The organism is Achromobacter sp. CF-sbj1-Ac2-l (assembly GCF_052698165.1).
In genome coordinates this window covers 3606551-3620337 of sequence record NZ_CP199855.1, presented here as the reverse complement: position 1 = coordinate 3620337, position 13787 = coordinate 3606551, and the positions used below count along the sequence as shown (strand labels likewise).

Genomic DNA, 13787 nt, shown 5'->3' with positions numbered 1-13787 from the left:
GCCTGACAGATCCTCGACCGGGTGTTTAATGCCTTAAACACAAGAATACTCACAGTCCCCTGGGAGTCGATATTCAGGACTGGATCAGTTTGAACGTCGATGATCCCAGGGTCCGTCTGCTTATTCCGCGGCCTTCGGCGGCAGATCCTCCGCCGTCACGCCGCCCCGTCCCAGATACGCCCCGAACACCGTGCCAATGGTCTTGACCAGACTGTGCGAGTTCATCACCTCGCCATGGATCTCGTCGATACCTTCGTCGTCCGGTTGCAGCTTGCTGGCGTGCCCGACCCATTCGATGGCGGCAAAGCGGTTCTTCTTGGCGCCGTGGCCGCGCGCATAGGCCAATCCGATTTCGGCGCTGGCGCGGGCGGCGCGCCAGTCGTCGTCTTCGTCGACCAGCGGCCGCAGATAATCGCGCACGCCGCTCTGTTTTTCCGCGTCGGTGCCGTGGTCGCGCAGCAGCACCCCGATGCGCAAACGCGCCAGGCCGTCGGCGCGCGGTTCCTCGCGCGACTCCTGTAGCAGCCGCAATACCGTCTCGATATTCTCGCGGCGCGAGAAATCCATCTTGCCGTCGAACAGGTGCCGATGCGCCATGTTGTACTTGGCCAGCGGCGAACCATCGTCCACCGCGCGTTGCAGCCATTCGTCGCGCACCGCCTCGTCCAGATAATGGTCGGGCGTGTTGTCGCGGAAACCGCGGTGAATGTCGTACATGCTGCTGGCCGAGTCGGGAAAACGCCGATCCGCCAACTGGCGGGTCAGGAAATAACCTTCCTCGTGCGCGCCGCCATCCCACAGCATCGCGGCCGCCGCCAGCACATTGAAACTGTCGTCCGTCTGGTCGCGGCCGAGTTCGGCGGCGCGATCCAGCAGTTGTTGCGCCTTGGCCGGATCCTTTTCAAACCCCCACAGCCCGAACTGATGCGCCACCGCCACCAACCCCTGCGGCGTCGCCAACTGGTCCCAGCCGCTCATGCGCTCCAGCACGCGCTTGAACGCGCCGTCGTCGTCCGGGATGTGGTGAATCAGCGTCACGTGCGCGAAACTGCGGAATGGCCCGTCCACTTCGCCAAAATACATATTCCCCGGGAACGCCGCCACGCTCTGCGCGTGCAGCTCGCGGGCACGCGCGTGGTCGCCCAGCGAATAACTGACGAAATTCGCGAACCGACCGAGCGCCTCGCCGCGTTCCTGGGGCCGCAGATCGCGTTGCAGGAACGATTCGAAGGCCTGGCGATGGGCTTGCACCGCCTGCGTTTCTTCGGCGTCCGGAAAATCGCTCAGCTCGTCCCATAGGCCGATCCAGCGGATCGCGTTGCGCTGCGGTTCCGTCAGCGTCTCGCACAGCGGGCCGCTGGCCAGGCCGTCGATATCCTCGTAACTGCCGCCCCAACGCGGTTGCAGATACTGCGCATACGCGATCAGCGTTTCCAGGTGGCCCGGGCGCAATTCCAATGCGCGCAGCAGCCAGTAATCCTTGCCCTGTTCCATTTCATGCTCGGCGCGCGGCGCGAGCCATGCGGGCAGGGACTGCGGCGCCTGATTCGGTTGCAGGCGCGGCACGCCGTATTCCGCCAGATGCGCCAGCGCGGCGTCCATCAGGCCGGGTTCCTCGACATCGTCGTGGGTAATGGTTTCCGGAGGATTGCCTTCGAACAACTGGCGCAGCCAATACGGCTCTTTGAAATGCGCCGCCATTTGCATCATGGTCACGCAGGCCGCGACGGGACGCGGCGACAGCGTCATGGCTTTCAACAGCGCGGCGGCGGCGGTTTCGCAGGCCAGGGCGGCGCCGATCCAGCGATCCTGCGTCACGCTGTCCGCCCAGCCAAAGCCGCGGATATCCGCGGCGCGGCCGAAGCAGAAGTTAGCCAGGACCAGGTGCGCGTGGTAGGAGTCGGGGCAGGCGGCGATCCAGGCCTGGAGGAAGTCGGCGGCCTGCGGGTAGGGGACGGTGCTGTAGTCGAAGAGGGTGCCGGAGAGGACGGCTTCGGAATACAGCGAGTCCGATGTACCTGCCGCGGTCCAATCCTGCTGCTCAAGGTCGGCGAAGTAGGCGTCGATTTCGCGGACGGAGTTGGATTGCACTAAGACGCGCAGGCGGCGGCGCACGGTCATGAGATTGAGCAAGATGCATCCACAGAAAGTTTGGGGAAAATCCCTATTCTCTCAGCAGAAGAAACTTCTAGGTGACAAGAAAAAACTGTAGTTTCGAAATGTTATATAACATAGGGCGTACATAGCCGATTTCGTTCGTTCAAGTGGTACCTCATGGCTAGAGGCCAAGACGTGCTTTGCTATGAGGGTAAACCCTCTTTTTGTCAGACGGGAACTGCAAGGAGCAGTGGTCTGGATCGAACGTACTCGCTTTCACACGGTTGGGGGGGCACGTAGGATGTGTGGGGGGTTACCACAGCGTTTTTCCAATCTATTTGATGTGTCAAATGCTCGGAGATCTAGGGGTGAGTAATAATAATGAGGAAGCTAAATCGCATGCGGCGATAATTTTCGTATCCGCTTTTGTTGACTGGAACTCACAGATTTATATAAGTGGTGATTCTGCCGAGCGTGATCCTGTTCAAGTGGCAAAGCTAGTGCTACGAAAAACTTCTGAACGAATTTCGCGGTGTCTGCAAACGCTGGATTCGTCGCTTAGGTTTAGGGTCCAGCTTCGCTTGTACCATGGCTGGCACAAGGGCTATGAGCCAACCGCAAACAAGAAGGCAATAACATACGTATTGGCTTCAACGAATTGCGCTGACTTATCTTCGGTTAGAAATGTGGTATTTGAGAGCAATGTTGGTTACGGCGACCGTTTGCTTCATGCTCTGCCCCAAAGACTACATGAGAAGTTGGGAATCCATTTGCCTAATACGTTGCGCGAACAGAAAGGAATTTTGGGCGAAAAAATGGTTGATACTGCAATGGCTGCTGATGTTGTATTGGCAGCAGCCAATGAGCCGCGAGAGTGGATTCTAGTGGTGGCAGAGGATGATGATTTAATACCGCCTATATTTACAGCCGAGGCTTTGCTGTCAAAATCGTCATCGCGAATTATTCTGCTTCAGAATAGGCGGCGAACCAGTAATTTTGTCAAGTTGGAAAATATAATGGTGAGGCTCTAATGTTCTCTAAAGAATCCATCGCAAATGATCTGTTGCCCTTTGTGGATATAGGTGCGGAATCTCCAAAAGTTACGCAAAAGTCTGGGGTAATTAATGCAAAGCTGGTTAGAGATGGACGAGAGTTTAGAGTATCTATAGAAGAGTCAAATGGGAAAGTTCTTCTTCAGAAGAAAGGATTTCCTGCGAAAAATATAGCTTCCTTTTCCGCAATGCTGGCGTCGGAAGATTTCGCCAATCTTCGGAGATGGGCGGAGTCTCAGGCGGAATTGTTGCGACGTCTTGTGGTGGATTCGAAAAAGCTCTTGCCGATCAATGGTCATACTCACAAGCAAGAGCGAATTGAGGGAGTGCACAAAGTCGCTTCGCTTCTCGGCGCTGAGCCGCGCAACCCGGAAGCTGCAGAGGTGATGCTAATTGATGGCCCGGCTGGGATCGGTAAGACCAATCTCGTCGAGCAGCTTGCACTAATGAAAGCCGAGGCATATCGGACCTCGCCGTCCTCGCTTATTTTGCACGTACGCAGCCGCGGTAGGGTGCTTTCTAATTTGCAAGATCTCATGGCATTCAGTTTGCAGACTTTGCGATCTAACACTACCTATGATCAAGTCCCTATTCTTCTAAAATATGGTCTTATAACCGTGGCGGTGGATGGTTTCGATGAGCTCGGGGACCCGAATGGATACGAACTCGCGTGGTCCCAAGTAAATGATCTAATTTCGTCTGCGCGCGGAAAGGGGGTCGTGCTGTTGTCTGGAAGGGACACATTTCTGGGGCGAGATCGACTTTTTCGAGATGTTAAATCACTGCGTGAGGGATATGACATTGTTTCGAGTCTGACCCTTGATCCACCAACCCCAGAACAAGCATGTGACTGGCTGAAAACGAAAGGGTGGGCGGACGTTCATCTTAAGATCCCCGCAGTTTCTTCTTTATTAGAAGATGGATCTTTTGCATTGAGGCCCGTGTTCTTGAATTTGATGGCGGATCACTTGGAGCCCAAGCGACTTCGAGAACAGAGCGACAGCTTCCTTACCCCTTTGCTAGTCGAGCATATGCTCAAGCGGGAGGCCGCTCTTTTTGGTGATAGTGTCGAAGCGGTAATTTCGCGCCCTAATCTGGAAAATTTCCTATTACGTTTTTTGATTGAAGTGTCGCGAGACATGGCTGATAGTCAATCGGATTCTCTCGATGAGACATCATTGTCTTGGCTCGTGGAAATCTCGTTGGACGAGGGAATTCCACAGGAGATCGTTCGTTTAATTCGGAATCGAGCTGGCGTCATTGCGGCTTTAGGACCCGATGTCAGAAATGGATATAAGTGCTTTGTACATTCGCATCTTCAAAGCTACTTTCTCTCGCTAGCGTCCTTAGATGCGATTGGAAAAGGAGAGATACCAAAGTACTTGAAAAGAAATGTGCTTGGATCGGAGCTGGTGGCAGTCTTCAGCGAAGTTGCGGCAAAAGCTGCGGAATCTCAGGTCCCTCAGATGAATGCGTTTGTAAATAGGGCAACCTCTCTTGCTAGTGTATATGGAGGAGCCGATCGAGCCGGAAGAAATATTGGTGCTCTGGTAATATCAGCGCTTGCGCAATTAAACGACGGTCAAGAGATAAATGATTGCGAAATCGATGAGACCGTGGTGAGGGGCACCGCTAGTAGAGTTTCGTTGATTCGTGTAAACATTCATCAGTTGGACTGCCGAGGGGCTGATTTAAGTGGCGTCAGATTTAACGAATGCCGAATTGTAAATGTCATCGCTAATGAGGCAACGAGATTTTCACCAACGTTCCCATTGCCAAAGCAAATCGTTGTTGGCGGAGGAGGAGACCTTATCACCCAGGCACCAATGGAGCAGTGGTTGAATCGATACGGTAGAAATGCAACGTCTACTGTAGCTACAGGACTGGCTTTGCCAGCCTTGACAGCACATGGCATATATAAACTATTGGGGAGAGCTTGTCGTGTACGCCAATATTGGCTTCGCCTCGGTGACGATTTTCAGGCAGACAAAATCTTGCGCGATGAATTTTGGGTTGATTTGGCTCTAATGCTAAGGCAGTGTAACCTCTTGCGTGAAGAGGCCCGCCAAGCTTCTGGTGCGAGCTCCACATTTACACATATTCGCATGCGAGAGAGGATTCTCGTTGAGGACGCTTCCGTAGCAGAGGTAGTAAATTTGTTCCAGAAGTTGAATGCTTATGCCTATGCCGATTCCTAAGTCGATACCAGGCTGTGGGGGGCTTATTTGAGTTCATCCTCTATGCCGCCATATGGTTGCATTCGTATAAATATTTGTTTCTCCTAAGGTAAATAATTTTTCTTGGAGAATGAGTGGCCTGATTTTCATTGAGGTTGTGGAATAGTCATGTCGACTGTTTGGACATTTTTGCTAGAGAATAGTGGCCCACTTTCTGTTTTGCTGGCTGGCATTCCGTTGCTGGTTACAGCCATCAGGTATGTCAATGTGCGATCAAGTGAGGCGGAGCGCGAGCAGTTTGCTAGGTATCATGAGATTATTAAGCGTATTAATGTTAATCATGATCCTAGCGATTCTAATGATTTGGCTCCTTACCTGGAGGTTCAAATTTCTTCGGTCTATGAGCTTAGGCGGTTGCCAAAATACTTCCCAGTAACGCTGAGAATACTTGAGCGCAGAAAAAATACTGCCCGCCATCCAGCTTTGCAAGAGGAAATTTTATTGGCCATAAAGCACATAGAAATGCGAATGAAATCGTGTGTGTGGGCTATGAAATATGAGGATAAGGAGTGAGCGGGCGGGGAAATCTTAGGGTGATGTGTTGATAAATTAATGGTGCATATTGCCACGCCGATGCGAATGTAAATGCACTTAGCTTCGTAGAAAACTATCGAAGTATGTTGCTCCCGGTCCTCACTCACTGGCCGTCTTCATCCCGTACACTACCCCCATCAATTAAGGAGCCCCATGTCGATTCAAACCCTAGGCCGTTGCGGTGTCGTTCTGTTTCTCGCCGCGCTGACTTCCGGCTGTTCCCTGACCAACGAATGCCGCTGGAATCGCAGCAGCTGCATGTATGACGGCAAGTATGAGCCGGGCGAGGAAGACTACGCGGAATCCGAGGCGAAGCGCCTGAACAAGGCCTCGACCGATCGGTTGCGTAGAAGCTCGGGGGATTGAGCGATAGTTCAGCGCTGGCGGTGGCGCGGCTAGTGGCCCGGCATCCTGTCGATTGCCCACTCTTGCGACGTGCTGGCATCCCAATGGCGCCAAGCACATCGCAACCGCGCCAATCAATGCAATGACCCTTCCGTCATCGCTATCCCAAGGTCCAACCGTGCCCCGTCCATAGCCGACTCTGCAAGATCCGCAATGTGATCGCAGAGGCTCTCAATGCCGCCTAGCAAGTTGGCGTTGATCCACGGTTCCAGCGGTTCCGCGCCGGTGCTCTCGGGTTCTGTTGCGCTATTGCCCACGATCCGGGCGATGGCCCAGATGCCCAGGCAAGCCCGTTCTATCTTCCGAAGATCTGCAAATCGAATAGGGACGCTCTCCGGATCATCCGGCGTGGCCCAGCGGTCAAGGGTATAGGGATGGTGGCTCATTGCACGCTCCTTTGGGGTGTGAACTATGGCTGTTGCTGTTTGCTCCCTTGGCCTTCCGGCTGTCATCCCGGGCGATCATTGGTGTGATCGCAGGGCGAGTGTAGGCACAACGCATATGGGTGCCAGTGCTAAAGGTGGCGTTTTCATCCCTTTCCGAGACAAGCGCTCAAAAATAAAAAGGACCTCGCAAGGTCCTTTTTCAATTCTCAAGCCGCTTCCGGCAAGAAAAACCGATCCTTCAACTCCTGCAACCCGATCCGATCCAGCATCTCCGTCAGCCGTTCCGCCGGCTTCCGACGCGGCAGATCCTTGTACTGCGCAATGATCAGCTCATTCTTCATCGAATGCTCCCACCCCACCAGCTCCGTCACGCTGACCTGATACCCGTGCGCTTCCAGTTGCAAGCACCGCAGCACGTTCGTGATCTGGCTGCCAAACTCCCGCGTGTGCAGCGGATGCCGCCAGATCTCCGCCAGCGGATCGGCCAGCGCCTTGGCCTTGTTCTTTCTCAGCACCGACGCCACTTCCGCTTGGCAGCAGGGCACGACCACGATGTACTTGGCCTTTTTCTCCAGCGCGAAATGGATCGCGTCGTCGGTGGCGGTATTGCAGGCGTGCAGGGCCGTGACCACGTCGATGGTGGCGGGCAGTTTGTCGGAGGTGATGGATTCGGCCACCGACAGGTTCAGGAACGACATGCCGCCAAAGCCCAGGCGCGTGGCCAGTTCTTCGGATGACTTGACCAGTTCCTCGCGGGTTTCGATGCCGTAGATGTGCGAGCCGTTCTTCAGCGCCTCGGGCTGTTCCTTGAAGAACAGGTCATACAGGATGAAGCCCAGGTACGACTTGCCCGCGCCGTGGTCGGCCAGGGTGACGGCGCCGCGTTGTTGCTGGACGTCCTTGAGCAGCGGTTCGATGAACTGGAACAGGTGGTAGACCTGCTTGAGCTTGCGGCGGCTGTCCTGGTTCATCTTGCCGTCGCGGGTCAGGATGTGCAGGGCCTTGAGCAGTTCGATCGACTGGCCGGGGCGGATGTCGTGGGTTTTGTCGGACATGGGGGTAAGGCAATGCGCCCCGCGTGGGGCGGGGCGCAGTGGAAGGCGGAAAGCGTCATTTTAACGAAACCGGTGACTCTCCGTCCGGCAGCCGACAGGGCGGGCCTGCTTGGCGTCGAGCCGTGCGCGGGTCGGCCGACTATCCGGCGGCTATCCGCCGGCGGCCGGCGCGACGGCGGCGCCGTCGATGCCGTGGCGGGCCAGGGCCTGGGCCACGAAGCCGCTGCGTTTCATGTCTTCGACGAAGTCGGCCAGGACGCGCGCCGCCGCTTCGCCGCGCCCGCGCGGCAGGCCCATGGCCTGGCGGATGGTCATGAAGCTGCCGGGCAGCAGGCGCAGGCCGCCCAGGCGGCGGGCGTCGGCTTCCAGTTGCTGGCGCACGCCGGCGGCGACGTCGGTGCCGGTCTGCAGGAAGGTGTCGACCACGGTGGGAGAGGTGGCGGCGCGGGTGATGGCGGCGCGTTGTAGTTCGCGCGTCAGGTAGAGGTCGTAGGCGCTGCCCAGGCCGACGGTGACGCGATGGCGCGGGTCGTCGACCTCGGCGATCTCGCGCAGGGGCGAATCGTTGCGCACCAGGTAGGCGCCTTCGATCAGGACGTAGGCGTCGGTGAAGGCGATGCCGGCGGCGCGCTTGGGGTCGATGGCGAAGAAGCCGATGTCGGCGGCGTCCTGGCTGACGGTGTCGACGGCCTTGCCGGCGCTGTCCAGAACGATGAGTTCCAGGGCCACGCCGAGCCGCTGCGCGAAGGCGCGGGCCAGGTCGACGGAGACGCCGGCGGCCGCGCCGCTGGCGTCGCGGGTGGCCAGGATGGGGTTGCCGAGGTTGATGGTGGCGCGCAGCGCCCCGGTGGGGGTGAAGGCCTGGATGATGTTGGCGGGGATGTTGGTGGCGCCGGAATGGGCGGGGACGTCCGAACGTGCGGTGGTGCTGGAAATCGCGGTCATGGCGTTATTGGTGGAGGACAGTGGGAAATTCAAAGGCGATTGCTGATGGCTTGTCTGCCGTGGCGGAAGCTCAAGGCGGCAGCTACTGTTCAAGGGCCGCGGCGGATGGTTCACACCGGGTAGCAGCCGATTCACACGCTGTACCGCCCCGCACCCGGCGCACAGCACAGGTCGATCCGTTGCGGCTCCAGGTCATCCCCGAACCACGCATTGATCGCGGCGCGGCGCTCGCCGACATAGACCGGCGCGCCATCGGCGTCGAGTTTCATGCCCAGGTCATGGCCCGGCACCAGCAGCGTGCCGGGCCGCTTGCGCCACCATTCCCAGATGCGTTCCAGGCTGGCATGGCTGGCGGCGGCGTCGGCGGTGTCGACCACCTGGCCCGAGACCAGTTCGGCGCGGTTCTTGGCGGCGTCGCCGGTGAAGAGGATGGGCTGGCGCGGATCGTCGACGTAGAACAGCAGGTGGCCCGGGGTATGGCCGGGCGCGGCGATGGCGGTGATGCCGGGCAGGAAGGCGTCGCCGTCGCCGATACGGCGCACGCGGTCCAGCCGGTCGAGTTCGCGCACGTACAGTTCGGGCAGCGGGTTGAAGCCGGGCGGTTGCGCGGCGGCCCATTCCATTTCCCGCGCGCCGATCCAGACGGTGGCGTTGGGGAACAGCGTGAAGTTGACGGCGTGGTCGTAGTGGGCGTGCGTGAGGACGACGTCGGTGATGTCGGCCGGCGCGACGCCGCAGGCGTCCAGGTGGCGGCCGAGCAGGTGGCGCACGCCGAACGCGCCGACGTCCACCAGGATCCTGTGGCGGTCCGAGCGCAGCAGGGTGCTGGTGCTCCAGCCCAGGCCGCCATGGCAGACGGCGCGGCCGGGGTAGCCCTGGATCAGGATGTCGATCTGGTACATGGGGTCACTCCGCGGTGATGTGGGCTTCGCTGATCAGTTGGCGGTAGCGTTGCAGGTCGTCGCGCAACTGGCGCGTGAATTCCTCGGGCGTGCCGGCGATGATTTCATTGCCGCCTTCGGTGGCCAGCTTGCGCACCACTTCCGGGTCCTTCACCGCCTGGACCACGGCGTCATGCAGGGTGGCGATGATGCGCGGATCGGTGCCGGCGGGCGCCAGCAGGCCCTGGAACTGGGTGATGACGAAGTCCTTGTAGCCCAGTTCCTGCATGGTGGGCAGGTCGGGCAGGCTGGAGGCGCGGCGCGGGCCGGTGACGGCGTAGGCGCGCAGCTTGCCGGACTGGATGTGCGGGGTGGCGGTGACGGTGGTGTCGAAGGTGAACGACAGTTGCCCGCCCAGCACGTCGGTCAGGGCCTGGGCGTTGCCCTTGTAGGGCACGTGCGTCAGTTGGGTGCCGGTGCGCAGGGCCAGCAGTTCGCCGGCCAGGTGGCCGCCGGCGCCCAGGCCGGCCGAGCCGTAGGTGACCGCGCCGGGTTTCTTGCGGGCGGCGGCGAGCAGGTCGTCGATGCTGTGCGCGGGCGATTGCTGCGGCACCACCAGCGCGTACTGGTAGCTGGTGATCTGGCTGATCGGGGCGAAATCCTTCAGCGGGTCATAGGGCGTTTTCTTGTACAGCGACGGGTTGACCACCAGCGGGCCGCTGGCGTCCAGCAGCAGGGTGTAGCCGTCGGGCGCGGCCTTGGCGACGAAGTCGGTGCCGATCATGCCGTTGGCGCCGGGCTTGTTCTCGACCACGATGGTGCCCTGCAGGGTCTTGGCCATGCGGGCCGCGACCACGCGCGCGGTGATGTCGGCCGCGCCGCCGGCCACGTAGGGCACGATCAGGCGGATCGGCTGGCTGGGATAGTCGGCGGCGCCGGCCTGCGGCGCGGCCAGGGTCGCCGCCAGGACCAGGGTGAGTCGGGCGATGTTCTTCATGTTGTCGGTCTCCTCCGGGATGCCGGCTCAGCCCTGGCCGGCGTGTTGGCGCAGCAGGGCCAGGACGTCCGCGGCCACTTCGATGCCGTGGGCGCGCTGGCGCGCCAGCTTGGCCAGCTCGATCTCGCCGGGCTGGATCACGGGGCGGGCCGGGTCGGCGGCCGGGCTGGCGTGCAGGATGGCGGCGAAGTCGTTCATGCGTTCGGCCAGCCATTGGGTCGAGCCCAGGCGGCGGGTGTCGATCAGCAGGAAGAAGTGGCCCAGGTTCTGCGGTTCGTCGGGCGCGTCGACCCAGGATTTGACGTGGGTGAGGTAGGCGGCGTTGGACAGCAGGCCGGCGAACAGGTCCACCATCAGCGCCAGGCCGTAGCCTTTGTGGCCGCCGATCGGCAGCAGGAAGCCGTCCAGTGCCTGCCTGGGATCGGTGGTCGGTTGGCCCTGGGCGTCGGTGGCCCAGGTGTCGGGGATGGCCTGGCCGGCCTTCAGGGCGTTGCGGATCTTGGCGCGGGCGACCACGCTCATGGCCATGTCGAGCAGGAAGTGCGCGCCGTCCGGATTCGGCACGGCAAAGCCGATGGGGCTGTTGCCGACGCGCGCGTCGGTGCCGCCCCAGGGGGCGATGGTGGTGGTGGCGTTGCTGCCGATGATGCTGGCGTAGCCGGCCTCGGCGGCGATCAGGCCGTAGGGCGAGATCGGGCCGAAATGGTTGCTCTGGCGGGCGAACGCCAGGCCCACGCCGCATTCGCTGGCGGCCTGCATGGCGGCGCGCAGCGCGTGCATGCCGACCAGCGGGCCGACGCCGTTGTCGCCGTCGACCAGGCGCAGCGCGGGGGCGGGGCTGTCCACGCGGATGCGGGCCTGGCGGTTGATGCCGCCGACCTGCAGGCGCTCGCCATACGATTCGATGCGCGACAGGCCGTGGGTGGACAGGCCGAACAGATCGGCCAGCACCAGGATGTCGACCACGTCGACGGCGTCCTGGCGCGGCAGGCCCAGGCCTTCGAAGGCGCGCGCGCCAAGCTCGCGCAGTTCGGTTTCCGGGACGAGGGAGGGGGAGCCAGCAGTGGCGGCCATGATCAGCAATCCTTGTGTGAAAAAAGAGGGGGGATTTATTCGGCGGAAAGACGGGCGTCTTTCACCACCTGGCTCCAGCGGCGCTCTTCGGCGTCGATGAAGGCGGCGAATTCGGCCGGCCCGGCGCCGGAAGGCTCGGCGGCGTCATGGGCCAGGCGCTGGCGCACGGCGTCGGTCCGCAGGGCGCGCTGGGCGGCGGCCTGCAGGCGCGAGATCGCTTCCTGCGGCGTGCCGGCCGGGGCCAGCAGGCCGAACCACTGCGAGCTTTCGAAGCCGGGGTAGCCCTGTTCGGCCACGGTGGGCACGTCCGGCAGGATCGGCAGGCGCTGGGCCGAGCCGACGGCCACGATCTTGATCTTGCCGGCCTGCGCATGCGGCAGCAGGCCGGGGATGCCGGCCGCGGCGGCATCGATGTTGCCGGCCAGCAGGTCGGTGACCTGGGCGCCGGTGCCCTTGTACGGCACATGCACCACGTCGATGGCGGCGGCGGTCTTGAGCATTTCGAAGGCCAGGTGGCCGGCGCTGCCGTTGCCGGCCGAGCCGTAGTTCAGGACGCCCGGTTTGGCGCGCGCCAGCGCCACGAATTCGGGCAGGCTGGCGGCCGGCACCTTGGCGCCCACGGCGAACACCATGGGCAGCTTGGCCAGCAGGATGATCGGGGCGAAGTCGCGGCGCGGGTCATACGACAGGTTGGGCATCATGGTCGGGTTCACCGCGAGGGTGCCGACGTGGCCCAGGATCAGCGTGTAGCCATCGGGCCGGGCGCGCGCCGCTTCCACCGTGGCGATGCTGCCCTGGCCGCCGCCCTTGTTCTCGACGATGACCTGCTGGCCCAGGTCGCGCGACATCTCCACGGCGACGGCGCGCGCCACCACGTCGGAACTGCCGCCTGGGCCGTAGGGCACCAGCAGGCGGATGGGGCGTTGCGGCCAGGCGTCGGCGTGGGCCGAGAAGGGGGCGGACGACAACAAGGGGGCGGCGGCCAGCGCCAGCGCGGTGCGCAGGCAGGCTCTCCGTAGCGGATTCATGGGTGGGGTCTCCTGTTCGGGCCGCTATTGGTTGCGGCTGGGAGACATCGTGCCCCGCCCTCGGAATCGAGTAAAGTGCAAAAATTCGTTCAATTCTTGATGAAAACGCATGAATTTCGATCTTGCCGATTTGCGCGCCTTTCTGGCGGTGGCCGACCTGGGCAGTTTCCGCGCCGCGTCCGAGGCGCTGCACCTGTCGCAGTCGGCGCTGTCGCGCCGCGTCGACAAGCTGGAGGCGGCGCTGGGCGTGCAACTGATGACGCGCACCACGCGCAAGGTCGAGCTGACCACCCTCGGCCGCGGCTTCGTGCCGCGTGCCCGCAGCGTGCTGAATGAGCTGGAGAGCGCGCTGGTCGGCATCCGCGACGTGGCCGAGCGGTTGTCGGGCATGGTGACGATTGCCTGCGTGCCGTCGGCGGTGGCGTATTTCCTGCCGGATGTGATCCGCGAATACCACGCCAGCTATCCGCGTATCCGCATCCGCATCATCGACGAGTCGTCCTCGCAGGTGCTGACGGCGGTGGCGCGCGGCGACGCGGATTTCGGGCTGACCTACATCGGCGCCAATGACGCGGAGATCGAGTTCAAGCCGCTGCTGGAAGAGCCGTTCGTGGCGGCGGTGAGCCGCAAGCATCCGCTGGCCAAACGCAAGTCGGTGGATTGGGCCGACCTGGAGGCGCATCCGTACATCACGCTGGCGCAGGGCAGCGGCAATCGTTTCCTGATGGACCAGGCGCTGGTGCACAGCGGCAGCCGGCCGCGCCATTTCTGCGAGGTGCAGCACGTGCCGGCGCTGGTCAGCATGGTGGAGGCGGGCCTGGGCGTGGGCGTGGTGCCGCGCCTGGCGATGCCGGATGAGGATCATGGCACGCTGGTCAGCGTGCCGCTGCGCAATCCCGCCGTGAGCCGCACGATCGGCCTGATCCATCCGCGCGGCAAGACCTTGAATCCGGTGGCGCGGCTGTTCTACGACCTGCTGTCGCAGCGGGTGGAGGCGCGGCAGAAGTAGGCGGGTGCGCGGTTCAACCGGCACGCCGCTGCGTTGTCGGCCGCCTGCGGACGACGGGCATCAACCGCGAGCCGCAAAGCAGACAGG

Annotated in this window: 13 protein-coding genes; 5 read left to right on the top strand and 8 right to left on the bottom strand. The window is 61.4% G+C overall.

All coding sequences use genetic code 11. The features are described 5' to 3' along the window. Positions 1-120: 120 nt before the first annotated feature. Entirely contained in the window at positions 121-2133 is a 2013-nt protein-coding gene (locus ACUDCK_RS16445) for a DUF4034 domain-containing protein (RefSeq protein ID WP_175166835.1), read from the bottom strand. 332 nt (positions 2134-2465) lie between these two features. Here ACUDCK_RS16445 and ACUDCK_RS16440 point away from each other — a divergent pair, with 332 nt between their 5' ends. The 4 genes from ACUDCK_RS16440 to ACUDCK_RS16425 all read left to right on the top strand — a co-directional run bounded on the left by ACUDCK_RS16440 (position 2466) and on the right by ACUDCK_RS16425 (position 6286). Continuing rightward, positions 2466-3128 carry a hypothetical protein gene (locus ACUDCK_RS16440; RefSeq protein WP_175166836.1) on the top strand — a complete coding sequence of 221 codons (663 nt, stop codon included), beginning with the start codon at positions 2466-2468 and terminating at the stop codon, positions 3126-3128. Continuing rightward, positions 3128-5347: a hypothetical protein gene (locus ACUDCK_RS16435; RefSeq protein ID WP_175166837.1), complete on the top strand. Its 2220-nt coding sequence runs from the start codon at positions 3128-3130 to the stop codon at positions 5345-5347. Before ACUDCK_RS16440 ends, ACUDCK_RS16435 begins: the two co-directional genes overlap by 1 nt. 147 nt (positions 5348-5494) lie before the next feature. Then, a complete protein-coding gene (locus tag ACUDCK_RS16430; RefSeq protein ID WP_175166838.1) occupies positions 5495-5899 on the top strand; it encodes a hypothetical protein in 405 nt (134 codons plus the stop codon). Between the two features lie 174 nt (positions 5900-6073). Continuing rightward, positions 6074-6286: a hypothetical protein gene (locus ACUDCK_RS16425; protein WP_054415713.1), complete on the top strand. Its 213-nt coding sequence runs from the start codon at positions 6074-6076 to the stop codon at positions 6284-6286. A 113-nt stretch (positions 6287-6399) separates the two neighbouring features. On the opposite strand, the gene ACUDCK_RS16420 is transcribed toward ACUDCK_RS16425, so the two are convergent. From ACUDCK_RS16420 to ACUDCK_RS16390, 7 genes are all read right to left on the bottom strand, one after another. Beyond that, positions 6400-6711: a hypothetical protein gene (locus ACUDCK_RS16420; RefSeq protein WP_175166839.1), complete on the bottom strand. Its 312-nt coding sequence runs from the start codon at positions 6709-6711 to the stop codon at positions 6400-6402. A 206-nt stretch (positions 6712-6917) separates the two neighbouring features. Continuing rightward, a complete protein-coding gene (locus ACUDCK_RS16415) occupies positions 6918-7766 on the bottom strand; it encodes a class I SAM-dependent methyltransferase (protein WP_175166840.1) in 849 nt (282 codons plus the stop codon). A 150-nt stretch (positions 7767-7916) separates the two neighbouring features. After that, positions 7917-8711: a transporter substrate-binding domain-containing protein gene (locus ACUDCK_RS16410; protein ID WP_244976850.1), complete on the bottom strand. Its 795-nt coding sequence runs from the start codon at positions 8709-8711 to the stop codon at positions 7917-7919. Positions 8712-8842: 131 nt separating this feature from the next. Continuing rightward, a complete protein-coding gene (locus ACUDCK_RS16405) occupies positions 8843-9613 on the bottom strand; it encodes an MBL fold metallo-hydrolase (RefSeq protein ID WP_049073321.1) in 771 nt (256 codons plus the stop codon). Positions 9614-9617: 4 nt separating this feature from the next. Then, entirely contained in the window at positions 9618-10589 is a 972-nt protein-coding gene (locus ACUDCK_RS16400; RefSeq protein ID WP_175166841.1) for a Bug family tripartite tricarboxylate transporter substrate binding protein, read from the bottom strand. 27 nt (positions 10590-10616) lie between these two features. Next, entirely contained in the window at positions 10617-11663 is a 1047-nt protein-coding gene (locus ACUDCK_RS16395; RefSeq protein WP_175166842.1) for an Ldh family oxidoreductase, read from the bottom strand. Positions 11664-11698: 35 nt separating this feature from the next. Next, complete coding sequence (locus tag ACUDCK_RS16390; protein ID WP_054497434.1) at positions 11699-12691, bottom strand: Bug family tripartite tricarboxylate transporter substrate binding protein; 993 nt, start codon at positions 12689-12691, stop codon at positions 11699-11701. 109 nt (positions 12692-12800) lie between these two features. Here ACUDCK_RS16390 and ACUDCK_RS16385 point away from each other — a divergent pair, with 109 nt between their 5' ends. After that, entirely contained in the window at positions 12801-13700 is a 900-nt protein-coding gene (locus ACUDCK_RS16385; RefSeq protein WP_006387054.1) for a LysR family transcriptional regulator, read from the top strand. Positions 13701-13787 lie beyond the last annotated feature (87 nt).

Excerpts from the sequence above, each read along its gene's own strand:
- ACUDCK_RS16430 (WP_175166838.1), top strand. The coding sequence starts at position 5,495 with ATGTCGACTGTTTGGACATTTTTGCTAGAGAATAGTGGCCCACTTTCT.
- ACUDCK_RS16385 (WP_006387054.1), top strand. The coding sequence starts at position 12,801 with ATGAATTTCGATCTTGCCGATTTGCGCGCCTTTCTGGCGGTGGCCGAC.
- ACUDCK_RS16415 (WP_175166840.1), bottom strand. The coding sequence starts at position 7,766 with ATGTCCGACAAAACCCACGACATCCGCCCCGGCCAGTCGATCGAACTG.
- ACUDCK_RS16395 (WP_175166842.1), bottom strand. The coding sequence starts at position 11,663 with ATGGCCGCCACTGCTGGCTCCCCCTCCCTCGTCCCGGAAACCGAACTG.
- ACUDCK_RS16400 (WP_175166841.1), bottom strand. The coding sequence starts at position 10,589 with ATGAAGAACATCGCCCGACTCACCCTGGTCCTGGCGGCGACCCTGGCC.
- ACUDCK_RS16425 (WP_054415713.1), top strand. The coding sequence starts at position 6,074 with ATGTCGATTCAAACCCTAGGCCGTTGCGGTGTCGTTCTGTTTCTCGCC.
- ACUDCK_RS16405 (WP_049073321.1), bottom strand. The coding sequence starts at position 9,613 with ATGTACCAGATCGACATCCTGATCCAGGGCTACCCCGGCCGCGCCGTC.
- ACUDCK_RS16390 (WP_054497434.1), bottom strand. The coding sequence starts at position 12,691 with ATGAATCCGCTACGGAGAGCCTGCCTGCGCACCGCGCTGGCGCTGGCC.
- ACUDCK_RS16410 (WP_244976850.1), bottom strand. The coding sequence starts at position 8,711 with ATGACCGCGATTTCCAGCACCACCGCACGTTCGGACGTCCCCGCCCAT.
- ACUDCK_RS16435 (WP_175166837.1), top strand. The coding sequence starts at position 3,128 with ATGTTCTCTAAAGAATCCATCGCAAATGATCTGTTGCCCTTTGTGGAT.
- ACUDCK_RS16420 (WP_175166839.1), bottom strand. The coding sequence starts at position 6,711 with ATGAGCCACCATCCCTATACCCTTGACCGCTGGGCCACGCCGGATGAT.